Here is a 13,522-nt window from a genome sequence, read left to right on the forward strand (position 1 = left end):
AAAGAGCAGGCGCTGCTGGCCTGCTCTCTTAACATATCGTTTTTTTACTCTTCTTGTATCAATCTGCTGGTATCAACAGACTTGTGGCTCGCTTGCTGTACGACATGCCCTGACGCTTTCTGCCAACTCACTGACTAAGCCGTGCACTCGCTCCACTGCTTCATCAGGCGTGCTGGCATGTTCGATGCAGTCAACAAGCGCGGAGCCAACCACCACCGCATCGCTAAAGAGTCCAATAGTAGCGGCTTGCTCAGCGGTGCGTATTCCAAAGCCAACGGCAATGGGTAGCTCGGTGTATTCGCGGAGCTGAGCGACCGACGCCTCTAACCGTTCTGGTGTTGGCGCACTACCGCCAGTAACCCCCGCCACCGATACGTAGTAGATAAACCCAGAGGTGTTGCTGAGTACTTTGGGCAACCGTTTAGCATCGGTGGTCGGGGTGGCTAAGCGGATAAAATCAATGCCGTGCTGGGCTGCTGGCTGGCAGAGCTCTTCATCATGTTCAGGGGGTAAGTCCACCACAATCAGGCCATCAACCCCAGCGCTGGCAGCATCAGAAAGAAAGCGCTCAACGCCATAGCAGTAAATCGGGTTGTAGTAGCCCATCAGTACGATAGGCGTGGTGCTATTCTGCTCGCGGAAACGGCGCACCATTTCCAACGTTTTAACTTGGGTTTGGCCGCCTTCAAGTGCACGCAGCGCGGCTTTTTGAATCGCGGGACCATCAGCCATGGGGTCACTGAACGGCATGCCGAGTTCAATGATATCCACCCCTGCTTCAGGTAACCCATGTAGCAGGCGGCGCGAAGTCTCCGCGTCTGGATCACCTGCGGTGAGGTAGCTAACCAGCGCAGGGCGGTTCTGCTGCTTGAGCGCGGCAAAGCAGTCTTTAAGACGAGTGGGGGTATTCATAACAGTCTCCTGGTTCGCACTCATTGGAATTTCTCACCTAGATGATGGGCGACGCTCATCATGTCTTTGTCGCCACGACCGCTAAGGTTGACCACCATTAAGTGCTCACGGGGAAGCCGGGGCGCACGCTTAGCCACTTCCGCCAAGGCGTGGGCAGTTTCCAGGGCAGGAATGATGCCTTCCTGACGGCAGCAGATCTGGAAGGCTTCCAGCGCTTCATCGTCAGTGGCGGAAACATACTCAACCCGCCCCTGCTCGTGGAGCCATGCGTGCTCTGGGCCGATACCGGGATAATCCAGCCCCGCTGATATTGAGTGGGCGTCGATAATCTGGCCATCTTCGTTTTGCAGCAGATAGGTGCGGTTACCATGCAGTACGCCAGGCGCTCCGCCGTTCAAGCTGGCGGCATGCAGGCCGCTTTTAACGCCTTTGCCGCCCGCTTCTACGCCAATCATCTGCACATCTGGGTCGTTTAAGAACGGATGGAACAGCCCCATAGCGTTTGATCCGCCACCAATACAGGCCACCAGCGAATCCGGCAAACGCCCCTGCTTTTCGAGCATTTGGCTGCGGGTTTCATGGCCAATCACCGCTTGGAAGTCGCGCACCATCGCAGGGTACGGGTGCGGCCCAGCCACGGTTCCAATAATGTAGAAGGTGTCGTCGACATTGGTCACCCAGTCGCGCAGCGCTTCGTTCATGGCATCTTTGAGTGTGCCGGTGCCGGAGGTGACGGGAATCACCTCAGCCCCCAGTAGTTTCATGCGGAACACGTTAGGCTGCTGGCGTTCGATGTCGGTTGCGCCCATATAGATGACACAAGGCAGGCCAAAACGCGCTGCTACCGTGGCGGTGGCCACTCCATGCATACCGGCGCCAGTTTCAGCAATAATGCGCTTTTTGCCCATCTGCTTGGCTAGCAGTACCTGGCCAATGCAGTTGTTAATCTTGTGCGCGCCGGTGTGGTTTAGCTCTTCGCGCTTGAGGTAAATACTCGCCCCACCGAAGTGTTCGGTCAGTCTTTCAGCGAAATAAAGCGGGCTTGGCCGCCCGACGTAATCCCCTTGAAAGTAGGCTAACTGGCGCTGGAATTCGGGGTCATTTTTAGCAGCAGCGTACTCATCTTGCAGCTCTAAAATGAGCGGCATGAGTGTTTCAGCGACAAAGCGGCCGCCGAAGCTGCCAAACAGTCCGTTGGTATCGGGCAGGTTCACGAATTGGTTCATCACGACCTCTGAGTACAACGTGGAAATTGGGAATAGACTGAAGGTAGCGCAGGCAGACGGGGATAAAAATCGATAAGATGTCACTAATAGGTGAGTTTTAATCAACTATTAAATCAGAACTATCATTATGGGATAAGCAATGCAGAACAGCATGCCGCCACTTAGCGCCCTGCGCGCCTTTGAAGCCACTGCCCGATTGGGTAGCGTGACCGCTGCCGCCGATGAGCTAAGCGTTACCCATGGCGCGGTTAGCCGCCAACTTAAAAGCCTGGATGAGCATTTTGGTGTAGCGCTATTTGCAAAAGCAGGGCGTGGGCTGGTGCTGACTCACCATGGTGAGCAACTGCAAAGCGGCGTAGGCGAGGCATTTAGCAAACTGCGCAATAGTTGCGCAGCACTCAAGCGTGATGTGGAAGAAGCGCCCTTTACCCTGGCCTGCCCTGGCAGCCTGCTAGCGCGCTGGCTAATTCCCCGCCTGGATCGCCTGAACCAAGAGCTGCCGCAACTGAAGCTAAAAGTCGTGGTAAGTGACAGCGAACTGCCCGGTCAACAGGTAGATACCAGCGCCACCCTGGCGTTTATTGAACCGCCCTGGCCCGCGGATGTGGAGGTTATCGAGCTACTTCCCGAGCAGATTTGCCCAGTAGCAAGCCCACTCCTAGCAGCACACATCGACCCAGCCAAGCCAGAATCGTTATTTGCCAACAAGCTGTTAGTGACCGCTTCACGTCCCCAGGCGTGGCCACAGTGGGCGAGCGCCAAAGGGCTGGCGCAACGTGCATTGGAGGACGCCCTTCAACAGGGCCAAGGGTTTGCCCATCTTTATTATCTGATTGAAGCAGCGGTGGCGGGCTTAGGCATAGCAATAGCACCCAAGCTACTGGTGGAAGACGATTTACGCAGCGGGCGGCTTGTGGCCCCTTGGGGAAGTATCGAAACGCCCGCCCGCCTCTGCCTATGGCTGCCGAAACAAACCAACAACCGCCGCAGCGAGCCACTGGCAGAGTGGCTTAAGCAGGCACTCAACGAGTGATCCCCAACCTTACCGGGAGGCTCCGCCTCCGTTCGCGGGTGCCTCATTTGCTCGTCCCTCGCAAGATTCGTTACACCGCGCTACATAACCTAAACGATTGAATTTTCGTATTTTGTAGCGCGGTGTAAGCGTCAGCGCACCCGCAGGAGGCTACACAAATGCAGTCTGCTGAAAACTATCCCTGGCAATTACTGCGGCATGCCACGCTTTGAGCTGTGGGTACGCTTCCTTCCAGCGCACTTCTGGCAACCTGAAGGCCAAGTAATCTAGCGCAACAGCGCAAGCGATTTCACCAAGAGTAATCGACGACGCCAGCTGACTTTCGTAGAGTTCACTATCCAGTTGTTCCACTATTCGTTGCATGGCTCGCTGGCGCCTTCGCCCAAGCTCACTGTGATCAATCTCAGCGCCATAGTGCTTTCTGGCAATAACGGTCGTAAACGCAACATCCATAAGATTCTGACCAAGCCCGGCCAGATGCAGTACATTCGCTAATCGGGCTTGGGGAATCATAGGCGAACTAGCACTGACGCTATCAAGATAAACAGCAATCAACATTGACTCGCTAAGTGTCGTGCCTTCGTCAGTCACTAGCGCTGGAATTCGCCCAGCGGGATTAACCTCTAGCAGCGCTTTGTCATCTGCCCAAGGGTCGCACCAGCGCAATGTAACGTCATCCACCAGATCCTTCTCAAGTAAGATGATCCGCGCTAGGCGCGCATAGGGTGACGTTGCGTTAAGAAAAAGCTGCATTATGGCCTCCGTTTCTTATTGGAGTGAGGAACAGTAGAAAGAGGAACAGTAGAGAGAGGGGCATGACGCTGCTGCTGGCCTCGGCTCAGCAGCACCAGTACAAAGCCGCCTACCAACACCAGGCTGCTAATCGCAAATAGCGGTGAATAAGTGCCCCAGGCTACATAGAGCGCTGACATCGCGTAGCCAGAAAACGCTTGAGCTGCAGCGAAAGCGGCAGTCGCTTGCCCCCAGAGCTTTTTGTGGGCGGTGGGGCCGACTAATTCAGCCAGTCGCCCAGACGTCAGCGCAACAATACCTGGGATCATCGCGCCCACCACAAACGAGGAAACTGACTGACTAAGCAATGCTAGTGAAAATACTGGCAGGGACACAGCGGCAGCCTTGGCTAAAAAAGCGAGGGTTAAGCCATGGTGCCAGCCCACTTTTCGCGCCAACGTTCCTACTATCAGTGGCCCGCACACGGCGCCCAAGCCGAAAATGCCCCACTGTAGAGAAGCCGCTTGATGCCCTAAGGCATTTTCTCTGGCGAGATAATCCACCCAAAATACGGTATGCGGAACAAACCCGACGGCGTCCAGGGCATACGCACCTATCACCAGTAGCACAGCGGCATTTATTCCTGCATACCCTGTCTCACTTGTTCGCCTTTCCTGACTAACCACCGGCGGTGAGGACAGCCGAGTAACGCCCCAGTCACATACAAGAGCCGCAGCAATACAGAGCAGACCCAGCGTTCCCCAGGTAACCGTTAGGCTTAACTCCAGAAGCACTGGCACCACCGATGCTGAAAGCAGTGCACCAAAGCCAATGCCAGTGAATACCAGGGCACCGACACTAGTCCGCCTTTCCGGAGACGTGGTCGACAGAGCCAACGATGGGCCAACCACCATGAGAATGGCGCCAGCAATACCTGAGACTAATCGCCAAAAGAAAAACCAGCTAAAACTGCCTGCCCCCGCACAGAGGAAGAAGCTCAGTGCGATCGCTACGAAACTTGCCCCCATCACCGCGCGGACAGAAAAACGCTCACTCAGAGCGTGAGCAGACAACGCACCAATAAAGTAACCGAGAAGATTAGCAGCCCCTAGATAAGCTCCTTGGCTGGCACTGAACCACCCCTCTTGAATCAGTGCCGGTAATAGGGGTGTGTAGGCAAAACGGGCAATGCCTATTCCTGCCAAGGTGGCCATCACGCCGGTCATCAGAGCAGGCAAGTCTTTGCTATTGATCATGTCGTATCCTTACTAAATCGCTGTGCGGCAAGATTGGCAACAGGCGTTTTTACCAGTAGCTTACCCACACCAATAATTCTTTAGAAACGATTTATAGTGATAGCCTCTATCTTTTTTTGAGATAGCTCTTAAGATAGTTTTTGAGATGGATTTGAGACGGTGGTCGCTTAAGGGAGATGTGAATGCAGTTTAAATCATTGCGGCTGTTTATGGCGGTGGCAGAAACCGGCAGCTTTATGGCTGCCGCAAAGCAGCTGCACACGGTGCAATCTAACGTGACCACTCATATCAAAAAACTTGAGGAGGAATTAGGCGTGCAGCTGGTTCATCGTGCTGGTGGCGTGCGTCTTACCTCTGCGGGGCTAGCGTTATTGGATTATGCGGAACGGTTGCTGGCGGTACATGACGAAGCGTTAGCACTATTTCAAAGCGCCGAGAACGCAGCTGGCCAACTACGCTTAGGATCGATGGAAACTACCATGGCGCTGCGCCTCCCCCCAATACTGGCGGCCTACCATGCTAACTTCCCAGAGGTTGATATGACGCTGGCGACTGGCCCCACCGCCAGTTTGATCGAGAAGCTAATGGACGGTCAGGCGGATGGTGTGTTTGTGGCCGGCGCTATCGATCATCATCGCTATCATTCGCTCAAAGTCTTCAGCGAACAGCTTGTGCTGGTAAGCTCAACTCCCATGACGAGCGCACCCAGCTCGGAAGAACTACTAACCGCAACGTTTCTCGCATTTCGTCAGGGATGTAGTTACCGGCAACGTATCGAACTGCTGCTGGCATCTCAAGGAATTAATGCCGTGCGTGTTTTTGAGTTTGGCACGCTAGACGCCATGCTTGGTTGCGTAGCAGCCGGGATGGGATACACCGTGCTGCCACGTATTATCATTGAAGCGCACCAGCACCGCTTCGGCATTCACGCGATGGAACTGCCCTCCGAGATTGCCAATATCGACACCTATTTTGTCACTTCAGAACCCACTACCTGGTCGCCCGCATTAGCCCGTTTTGTCGATACGTTACACCAGCAAGCCAGGCTATAGACTCTTCATCCCTTCTGAGCAATCAAGTACGCGTGCAGTTCAGGATGTTGGTCATACTCTAGGTGCTTGCATACTGCGCCAAGCTTTATCAGCAGGGATAAAAAGCCGTTAGTACCGAGCGATGAGTAGTAAACCTGTGGCCCCATGAAGCTGTCGGTGTGATCACCGGGTTCATCGGTGCCTCCGAAGGAGAAGATAAATACGCCACCTTCGCTCAGGCTATTAATAATCCTGGTTATCACAGCTTCCTGCTGAGCCAGTGGAATATGCCAGATGCTATCCCACGCAGTAATGACATCGTATTTGCCCGACGGTTGCCACTGACAAATATCCTGGTGGTGAAAGGTCACGTCTGGATGTTTCTGTTTAGCCAGCCGCACCATTTCAGCAGAAATATCCACCCCCTCTGGTGTAAAGCCTTCCTGCTGTAGCAGGTCAATAAAACGTCCCGTGCAACCACAGCCAATATCTAGCGCCCTGCCTCGATTCTTCACAAACGCTAGCGCTCTTTTGTGCGCATCTATGCCGTTCGCAAGATTAAATTTTTCGCTCTGCCAGAGATGAGTGATCTGGTTGTATGCACGGCCAATATCGGTGGGGGACATAGGTGCTTCCATATTATTAATTTCCATCAAGATGAACGTTACGCGTCAGCGTCATCATCAGTCGCCAAAGATTCTGTTTCAGCAATTTCGATCAGCCGGCGTACCGCCGACAGCCCTGAATCCCTGCGCCATACCAGCATCAAAGGCAAAGCCAGCTTGAGATCCTCCAGGCGATGACTTACTACGCCTTCTGGTGCCCCTGCCATGGTCATGGCCGGCAAAATACTGCAGCCCATGCCAGCAGCTACCAAACACAACATTGTAGCGTTGTCAGTTCCCTCCTGAACCACATGGGGCGTGAAACCCTCTCGCTGAAAAGCGTGGATCAGCTTGTCGTGATAGACCGGGGTGGCACTACGATCAAACCAGATAAAATTTTCGTCATTGAGTTCGGCTAGGTATCGCGGCGGTTGTCGCGCTAGGCGTGAGGTGGCACTGGTAACCAATACGAGGTGATCCTCATACAAGCAATGGCTACAGAGGCTGTCATCATCTTCTGGAGGGAAAAACAACATGCCAGCATCCAGCCTCCCACAGCGGATTGCATCGACCTGAGGCCCCGAAAGCACTGACTCTACTTTCAGCGTGACCTCGGGATATTGCTCGCGGAAACGGTTGAGCAAACCGATTATCTGCGGTACCCATAAATGCATCACCGTCACCCCTAGTCGCAACTCACCGAATTGGCCATCGGCGATGCGCCGTGCATTGCGCTTGGCCTGTTCGAATTCGCCAAGCAAACGCCGGGTATCACGGTAGAACGATTCGCCTGCGGCGGTCAGGCGAACGCCATGCCGTGAACGAGTTAGCAACGTGGTACCGACCTCATCTTCAAGCAGCAGCAATTGACGCGACAGGGCTGGCTGAGCAAGCGGTACCCGCCGTGCTGCGGAGGAGATGGCCCCCTCCTCTACGACGGTCTGAAAATATTTTAAGCGTTTGAAGTCCATCTCATTCCCATTGAATGACACGCCGTGGCTCTTTCCATCCAATATAAGCATGGAAAGCTAATAAAAAAACTATTTTCTCTATGTCACCGAAACAACCAAGATGAATTAGCCCATCCAACAACTATGCGGATCGACTATGACAGAACTCATCAACGCAAACTTCTTCGAGCGCCACCACGCCGAACTGACCCAAATACGGCACGAGCTACATCGTCACCCAGAGCTAGGGTTTCAAGAACATGCCACGGCTAAGCGCATCGCTGAAGAACTAGAACGTCTCGGTTTGACCTTTGAAACTGGCATCGGCAAAACCGGTATCGTTGCGACTGTCACCGGTGATCAGCCCGACAATGGACGCCAGATTGGTCTGCGCGCCGATATGGACGCCCTGCCGATCCAGGAGCTTAGCGAGCACAACCACACATCCGAAGTGCCCGGTCGAATGCATGCCTGCGGCCATGATGGTCACACGACCCTACTGCTTGGCGTCGCCCGCTACCTGGCTGAACACCGCGACTTCGCTGGCACTATTCACCTGATCTTTCAGCCCGCAGAAGAAGGCTTAGGTGGTGGCCGAGCAATGGTCGAGGAGGGTTTATTCGAGCGCTTTCCTATGCAGGCCATCTACGCCCTGCACAACTGGCCTTCTCTGCCTGCTGGCCAAGTGGCCGTCCGCTCAGGTGCAATCATGGCAGCCACCGATCGGCTCGATATCCGTGTACGCGGAAAAGGTGGCCATGGAGGCGTCAACCCTCATCTATCGACAGATCCTGTGCGTATGGCGGGCGCCCTGATTCAAAATCTACACTCCGTGGTCGCCCGTGATATTAACCCTCTCTCCCCCGCGGCTCTCAGCCTATGTGGATTGCAGGGGGGCGACATTGACGGCTTCGCTATTATCCCCGATGAAGTACACATCAGCGGTACAGCACGAAGCCTTGATGCCGACACTCAGGATCGTATTGAGCATGCTGTTCGCCGTGTTTGTGAAGGGGTGGCCATTGCCCATGGCGGCGAAATTGAGGTCGACTATCAGCGCATATTCCCAGCGACGGTCAATAGCGAGGCGGAAACCCGCCACGTGGAATCCTGTGTTGTGCAAACACTCGGCGAAGCAGCCCTAGTGCGTGACGTCGCCCCTAGCCTTGGCGGCGAAGATTTCTCCTTCATGCTGCAGCGTTGCCCAGGAGCCTACTTCTTCCTCGGTACAGCCAAGGATGAGGCCACCGCACCACTACACAACGCTCGTTACGACTTTAACGACGACATTATTCCCACTGGTTGCCAACTGCTGGTGGCAATCGGCCTCGGCGCACTAGCCGCCGCCTGAACGAGGCCTGCTCTACTACCGATAACACCACAATAATGAGGTATGCATATGAAATCCCGGCCCTCGCTTCCCCCTAGGGGATTGCTGATTTACTTCACTATCTGTGCGCTGGCAATGATCTGGCCTGGCGCATTAGTGGCCAACCGCATCGAACCAATGGTGATTGGCTTGCCCTTCTTCATGTTCTGGTACGTCGCTTGGGTCTTTGCCCTATTTGTGGGGCTAGTGATTGCCTATCGTCACGATGCCGCGCAGGAGGTGAACGATGAGTGATTCACTGCTGATCACTACCATCACCCTAGCCTATCTACTGATCGTTCTGGCGGTGGGCCTGCGCGCAAGGCATAACCAGAGCTCTTCTCTGGAAGGCTACGTCGCTGGTGGGCGCCACATGGGGCTACTGGTGCTGTTTTTCATTCTTGGAGCGGAGATATTCTCTGCTTTCGCCTTTCTTGGAGCCCCTGGCTGGGCCTACAGCAAGGGGGCGCCGGCACTCTATATCATCGCCTACCTGGCGCTCGCTGTGATTGTATGGTGGTTAATCGCTCCGTATATTTCGCGACTTGGCCGCCGCCATGGCTTCCTAACCCAGGCGGAGTTCCTCTCCGCCTGTTACCCAACTCGGGGCAATCTACTGGGGTTATTCATCGGCGTGGTCAGCGTACTGGCGATGATCCCCTACCTAACTATTCAGATTGCTGGTGCGGGGCTTCTCTTCGAGGCGGCAACCTCAGGCACCATTCCGTTCTGGCTCGGCAGCTTACTAGCCTGTGGCGTGGTGGCAGCCTATGTCTACGCGAGCGGCTTACAAGGCATCGGCTGGACCAACCTGCTTCAGGGCGTGATGATGGTGGGCGTCGCGTGGTTCCTAGGCTTAGCAACGGCTGACCAGTTCTTCGGCGGAGTTGGCGAGATGTTCCGCGAGCTGCAGCGCGAAGCGCCGGAATACCTAACCATGCCCGGTGCTGGCGGCATGGGCTGGGGTGCCTTCTCCACAGCAATCCTGGTTAGTGCCCTAGGTTGCGTAATGTGGCCGCACATTTTCATGAAGTTTTATAGTGCTCGCAGTGAGCGAACCCTCAAACAGGTGTTCGTACTCTACCCACTCTATAGTTATCTGCTGGTGCCATTGCTAATTATCGGCTTCGCTGGAGTGTTACTACTGGAAGATAGCCCTCTCGACTCCGCTGATCGCGTGCTGTTGACGTTAGTGGTCGAGCTAGCTGACTTCCCAGCGTGGCTAATCGGTATAGCACTCTCCGGCGCGCTAGCCGCGGCAATGTCTACGGCTGCCAACTTGGCCCATACCTCCGCCACTATCCTGGTAAGAGACGTGGGTCAGCACCTGCCCGTGCTGCGTGGTATATCTGATGACAAGGCACTCAAACTGACTCGCTACGGTGTGGTAGTGATCTCCTTAGCGGCCTATCTGCTAGCCCTAGCCAATCCTGGTTCATTGGTTGGCCTGTTACTCGGCGCCTATGGCATCGTGGTGCAGTTGCTACCGATGCTGCTTGGTGCACTATTTTGGCGGCGAGCATCACGCACTGGCGCCTTTGCAGGTCTAGCAATAGGCGCTGCCCTAACGCTATTGTTCCAGTTTGGGGTCAGTACTCCATTCGGCTGGCATGCTGGCTTCTGTGGCCTAGTCGTCAATACCGTCGTATTCATCAGTGTGAGTCTCGTGACACACAGTTCATCATCGTACTCACCGGCCCAGGCTCTCAGTTCCAAAGGCTGACCGTTGGCTTTAACGCCCTCTCCTGGCTACGGAGAGGGCGTTAATGGCATCAATTAGAGTCATATCCCCCCGCTTCTCAGCCCATGCTCAAGCGAGCGTGGTTACTGGCGACCAGATCAACAAGAAAGTCCGCCACGGCACGGGTTCGGCGTGACTGTGTAAGATCTGTTTGGATGACGAGGTAAATAGGCTGGTCCACGCCAAGATCAGCAGCAATGCAGACCAATCCGGCCTCCTGAGCCAGAAAATGCGGTAATACTGCTATCCCTAGCCCAGCTTTAGCTGCCGCGATTTGGGTCGCCACAGAGGTAGTGGTTAACGCTGGTTCTCGCCCTTGTAGAACGCGCTCGACCCACTGTGCTGCAGGCAGGTGCTTGCGTCTCCCCCCAGGTGATAAAGGCATCCATGTCGTAGCCGCCAGCATCAAGAGTCGTCTTACGCTGCGCCGCATAGGCTGAGCTAGCATAAAGCCCATAGCCTAAGGAACCCAAGCGGCGCAGGGTGACATTACCGCGTTCGGGTTTGACCATTCTGAGGGCTAGATCGGCATCACGACGGTGTAGATTGACAGTAGAGATATCCGTCACCAGCTCAAGCGTAATGCCAGGATACTGACGACGAAATTGCGCAAGCGCAGGTAGAATCAATGCCGTTGCCAAATTCTCTGCGGTCGCCAAACGCACTCTACCACTCAGTTGTGAGTGGCGGGACACATCGGTGGTAAACGCCACTGCAGCCGCTTCCAGCGCTTCAGCTTTCTCGACCAGCCCTGCTCCCTCCTCGGTCAGTTGGTAGCCCGACTGTTGGCGCACAAATAGCGGTAGCTTAAGCGCTTTTTCCAGCCGTTCAATACGCCGAGAGAGCGTCGCAATGCCCAAATGGAGTTCCGCTGCGGCACCACTCAGCGTACCGTGACGAGCCACAGCCAAAAAGGCGCGAGTGTCATCCCACACCCACCCACGGGGCATCTGTTTTTCAAAACCGGAAAATGGCTTATCGAACTCGTTCATTTTTTTCATTATGGGATAGTGCCACGCTGTCACTCCGCTACTCAAGAACGGTTTACGGAGAGACAGCATGCAACAACGTACACTTGGCACCGACCTTTCTATTTCCGCTATTGGCCTGGGCTGCATGGGAATGAGCGAATTCTACGGCCCTCGGGATGACAGTGAATCGCTACGCGTATTGGCGCAAGCAGTGGAACTGGGCATCGACTTTTTTGATACGGCAGATATGTACGGACCGCACCATAACGAAGAGCTGATTGGCCGCTTTCTCGCTAAGCATAATCCGCAAGTGCGTATCGCAACCAAGTTTGGCATTGTGCGCAACCCCGGTGAGTATCAACGACGCCTGGACAACAGCGCCGAGTATGCGCGCAAGGCCTGCGAGGCATCGCTGCGGCGATTAGGGGTCGAGCAAATCGACCTCTACTACGTCCATCGCGTTACCCCGGATACGCCTATTGAAGAGACCATGGAAGGCCTCACCCAGCTAGTCAAAGAGGGAAAAATTGCCCATATCGGCCTGTGCGAGGTCAGCGCTGATACCTTGCGCCGCGCCCATGCAGTGCATCCGATTACCGCCGTCCAAACCGAGTATTCGCTCTGGACACGCGACGTAGAACAAACGGTGCTCCCCACCTGTAACGAGCTAGGCATCGGCTTTGTGCCCTACTCGCCATTAGGCCGGGGGTTCTTAACGGGAAGATTTCAGGACACTACGGATTTCGAAGAAGGTGATTTCCGTCCTAACTTGCCGCGCTTTTCAGATCAGGCCATGAGCACCAACCGCCGAATCGCCGACGTGATTGGAGAAGTGGCCGCCAACAAAGGTTGCACACCTGCACAGCTATCGCTCGCGTGGCTACTGTCTAAAGGACCCAACATCGTGCCGATCCCAGGTACTAAGCGGCTGCGCTACCTTGAAGAGAATGCAGCAGCAACGTCGATCACTCTTACCGCTGATGAGCAACGTCAGTTGGAAGCGGCTACCGCACGCGTTCCGGTGATCGGTGAGCGCTACACGCCGGAAGGCATGAAAGGGGTTAATGCTTAACCTGTTACGCCTTGAGTGCTGGCGCTACTACTGAATAATCTCATCAATCGAGCGCTTTCCATCCAACAGCAGATACTCCTGGTTAGTAATGGAAGTTTGCACCAATTACTAGCGCCGTCATCATTGCTCCTTTTGAATGGCTGCTAACCTTTAGCTGCAGGCGTTTTTGTGTAATTCAACCTTTACAGAGGAGCTATTTGTTGACGCTGTGTTGGCTTAGCATTTACCGATGAGGATAGACGACGAACGCCAGCTTGTTGCCGTCTGGATCTCGTACGTAGGCAGCGAAAAAGCCTTCACCATACTGGGGGCGGTAACCTGGCGGACCTTCATCGCTGCCCCCATTCTGCATCGCTAATTGATAGAGCGTATCGACTTCTTTAGGATCAGCAAATTGAAACGCTGTCATGGTGCCGTTGCCAGCGCTAGCGGGATGACCATTAAAGGGAAAACCAACAAAGAACCTTGGCACATTGACATCATCTGGGTCGCCGAAAGAAACGCAGGCATCGTCTTGCCAGCACACATCCAGCCCCATACTGTTAAACAACGGCGCATAAAAGCGAAGTGCACGTTCCAGGTTATGCGTTCCTACCATTGTATAAGCAATCATTGTGGCTACCT

At 54.6% G+C, this 13,522-nt stretch carries 13 protein-coding genes and 1 pseudogene; 6 read left to right on the forward strand and 8 right to left on the reverse strand.

What is annotated here, in order from left to right; translation table 11 throughout:
* Nucleotides 1–72 precede the first annotated feature (72 nt).
* Nucleotides 73–912, reverse strand: a complete 840-nt coding sequence (gene trpA / locus ACN06F_RS12930; RefSeq protein WP_433924053.1) for a tryptophan synthase subunit alpha — start codon at nt 910–912, stop codon at nt 73–75.
* A 20-nt stretch (nt 913–932) separates the two neighbouring features.
* Nucleotides 933–2,138, reverse strand: coding sequence for a tryptophan synthase subunit beta (gene trpB / locus ACN06F_RS12935; RefSeq protein WP_433924054.1), 1,206 nt, complete (start codon nt 2,136–2,138; stop codon nt 933–935).
* Nucleotides 2,139–2,277: 139 nt separating this feature from the next.
* Between trpB and ACN06F_RS12940 the strand changes: the two genes are divergently transcribed.
* Nucleotides 2,278–3,171: a LysR family transcriptional regulator gene (locus tag ACN06F_RS12940; RefSeq protein WP_433924055.1), complete on the forward strand. Its 894-nt coding sequence runs from the start codon at nt 2,278–2,280 to the stop codon at nt 3,169–3,171.
* Nucleotides 3,172–3,321: 150 nt separating this feature from the next.
* Here ACN06F_RS12940 and ACN06F_RS12945 read toward each other — a convergent pair whose 3' ends face one another.
* Nucleotides 3,322–3,924, reverse strand: coding sequence for a glutathione S-transferase N-terminal domain-containing protein (locus ACN06F_RS12945; RefSeq protein ID WP_038477176.1), 603 nt, complete (start codon nt 3,922–3,924; stop codon nt 3,322–3,324).
* Nucleotides 3,924–5,159: a YbfB/YjiJ family MFS transporter gene (locus tag ACN06F_RS12950; RefSeq protein ID WP_198349036.1), complete on the reverse strand. Its 1,236-nt coding sequence runs from the start codon at nt 5,157–5,159 to the stop codon at nt 3,924–3,926. The genes ACN06F_RS12945 and ACN06F_RS12950 overlap by 1 nt, the downstream gene beginning before the upstream one ends.
* A 182-nt stretch (nt 5,160–5,341) precedes the next feature.
* Between ACN06F_RS12950 and ACN06F_RS12955 the strand changes: the two genes are divergently transcribed.
* A complete protein-coding gene (locus ACN06F_RS12955) occupies nt 5,342–6,211 on the forward strand; it encodes a LysR family transcriptional regulator (protein WP_433924056.1) in 870 nt (289 codons plus the stop codon).
* 5 nt (nt 6,212–6,216) lie between these two features.
* Here the strand turns inward: ACN06F_RS12955 and ACN06F_RS12960 are convergent, their stop codons facing one another.
* Together ACN06F_RS12960 and ACN06F_RS12965 are read right to left on the reverse strand one after the other, a co-directional pair.
* Nucleotides 6,217–6,816: a class I SAM-dependent methyltransferase gene (locus ACN06F_RS12960; protein ID WP_433924057.1), complete on the reverse strand. Its 600-nt coding sequence runs from the start codon at nt 6,814–6,816 to the stop codon at nt 6,217–6,219.
* A 38-nt stretch (nt 6,817–6,854) separates the two neighbouring features.
* Nucleotides 6,855–7,787, reverse strand: a complete 933-nt coding sequence (locus ACN06F_RS12965; protein ID WP_433924058.1) for a LysR family transcriptional regulator — start codon at nt 7,785–7,787, stop codon at nt 6,855–6,857.
* A 115-nt stretch (nt 7,788–7,902) separates the two neighbouring features.
* Between ACN06F_RS12965 and ACN06F_RS12970 the strand changes: the two genes are divergently transcribed.
* Genes ACN06F_RS12970 through ACN06F_RS12980 form a run of 3 tightly spaced genes read left to right on the forward strand, consistent with a single transcriptional unit; the run spans nt 7,903 to nt 10,837 of the window.
* Nucleotides 7,903–9,096: a M20 aminoacylase family protein gene (locus tag ACN06F_RS12970; RefSeq protein ID WP_433924059.1), complete on the forward strand. Its 1,194-nt coding sequence runs from the start codon at nt 7,903–7,905 to the stop codon at nt 9,094–9,096.
* A 48-nt stretch (nt 9,097–9,144) separates the two neighbouring features.
* A complete protein-coding gene (locus tag ACN06F_RS12975; RefSeq protein WP_120386557.1) occupies nt 9,145–9,369 on the forward strand; it encodes a DUF3311 domain-containing protein in 225 nt (74 codons plus the stop codon).
* Nucleotides 9,362–10,837, forward strand: a complete 1,476-nt coding sequence (locus tag ACN06F_RS12980; protein WP_120386556.1) for a sodium:solute symporter family protein — start codon at nt 9,362–9,364, stop codon at nt 10,835–10,837. Before ACN06F_RS12975 ends, ACN06F_RS12980 begins: the two co-directional genes overlap by 8 nt.
* Nucleotides 10,838–10,913: 76 nt before the next feature.
* Here the strand turns inward: ACN06F_RS12980 and ACN06F_RS12985 are convergent.
* A pseudogene (locus ACN06F_RS12985) lies at nt 10,914–11,973 on the reverse strand (LysR family transcriptional regulator).
* Between ACN06F_RS12985 and ACN06F_RS12990 the strand changes: the two are divergent.
* Nucleotides 11,915–12,898 (forward strand): aldo/keto reductase, encoded by a 984-nt coding sequence (locus ACN06F_RS12990; protein WP_433924060.1) that lies wholly within the window; start codon nt 11,915–11,917, stop codon nt 12,896–12,898. The pseudogene ACN06F_RS12985 and the gene ACN06F_RS12990 overlap by 59 nt on opposite strands.
* A 223-nt stretch (nt 12,899–13,121) precedes the next feature.
* On the opposite strand, the gene ACN06F_RS12995 is transcribed toward ACN06F_RS12990, so the two are convergent.
* Complete coding sequence (locus ACN06F_RS12995) at nt 13,122–13,511, reverse strand: VOC family protein (RefSeq protein ID WP_231657533.1); 390 nt, start codon at nt 13,509–13,511, stop codon at nt 13,122–13,124.
* Nucleotides 13,512–13,522: the final 11 nt, after the last annotated feature.

Source organism: Vreelandella sp. 21 (assembly GCF_050995515.1).
Taxonomy (GTDB): Bacteria; Pseudomonadota; Gammaproteobacteria; order Pseudomonadales; family Halomonadaceae; genus Vreelandella; species Vreelandella alkaliphila.

Coding starts and splice junctions, on each gene's coding strand:
- ACN06F_RS12955 (WP_433924056.1), top strand. CDS start 5,342: ATGCAGTTTAAATCATTGCGGCTGTTTATGGCGGTGGCAGAAACCGGC.
- ACN06F_RS12995 (WP_231657533.1), bottom strand. CDS start 13,511: ATGATTGCTTATACAATGGTAGGAACGCATAACCTGGAACGTGCACTT.
- trpB (WP_433924054.1), bottom strand. CDS start 2,138: ATGAACCAATTCGTGAACCTGCCCGATACCAACGGACTGTTTGGCAGC.
- ACN06F_RS12990 (WP_433924060.1), top strand. CDS start 11,915: ATGCAACAACGTACACTTGGCACCGACCTTTCTATTTCCGCTATTGGC.
- ACN06F_RS12980 (WP_120386556.1), top strand. CDS start 9,362: ATGAGTGATTCACTGCTGATCACTACCATCACCCTAGCCTATCTACTG.
- ACN06F_RS12975 (WP_120386557.1), top strand. CDS start 9,145: ATGAAATCCCGGCCCTCGCTTCCCCCTAGGGGATTGCTGATTTACTTC.
- ACN06F_RS12960 (WP_433924057.1), bottom strand. CDS start 6,816: ATGTCCCCCACCGATATTGGCCGTGCATACAACCAGATCACTCATCTC.
- ACN06F_RS12970 (WP_433924059.1), top strand. CDS start 7,903: ATGACAGAACTCATCAACGCAAACTTCTTCGAGCGCCACCACGCCGAA.
- ACN06F_RS12940 (WP_433924055.1), top strand. CDS start 2,278: ATGCAGAACAGCATGCCGCCACTTAGCGCCCTGCGCGCCTTTGAAGCC.
- ACN06F_RS12945 (WP_038477176.1), bottom strand. CDS start 3,924: ATGCAGCTTTTTCTTAACGCAACGTCACCCTATGCGCGCCTAGCGCGG.
- trpA (WP_433924053.1), bottom strand. CDS start 912: ATGAATACCCCCACTCGTCTTAAAGACTGCTTTGCCGCGCTCAAGCAG.
- ACN06F_RS12950 (WP_198349036.1), bottom strand. CDS start 5,159: ATGATCAATAGCAAAGACTTGCCTGCTCTGATGACCGGCGTGATGGCC.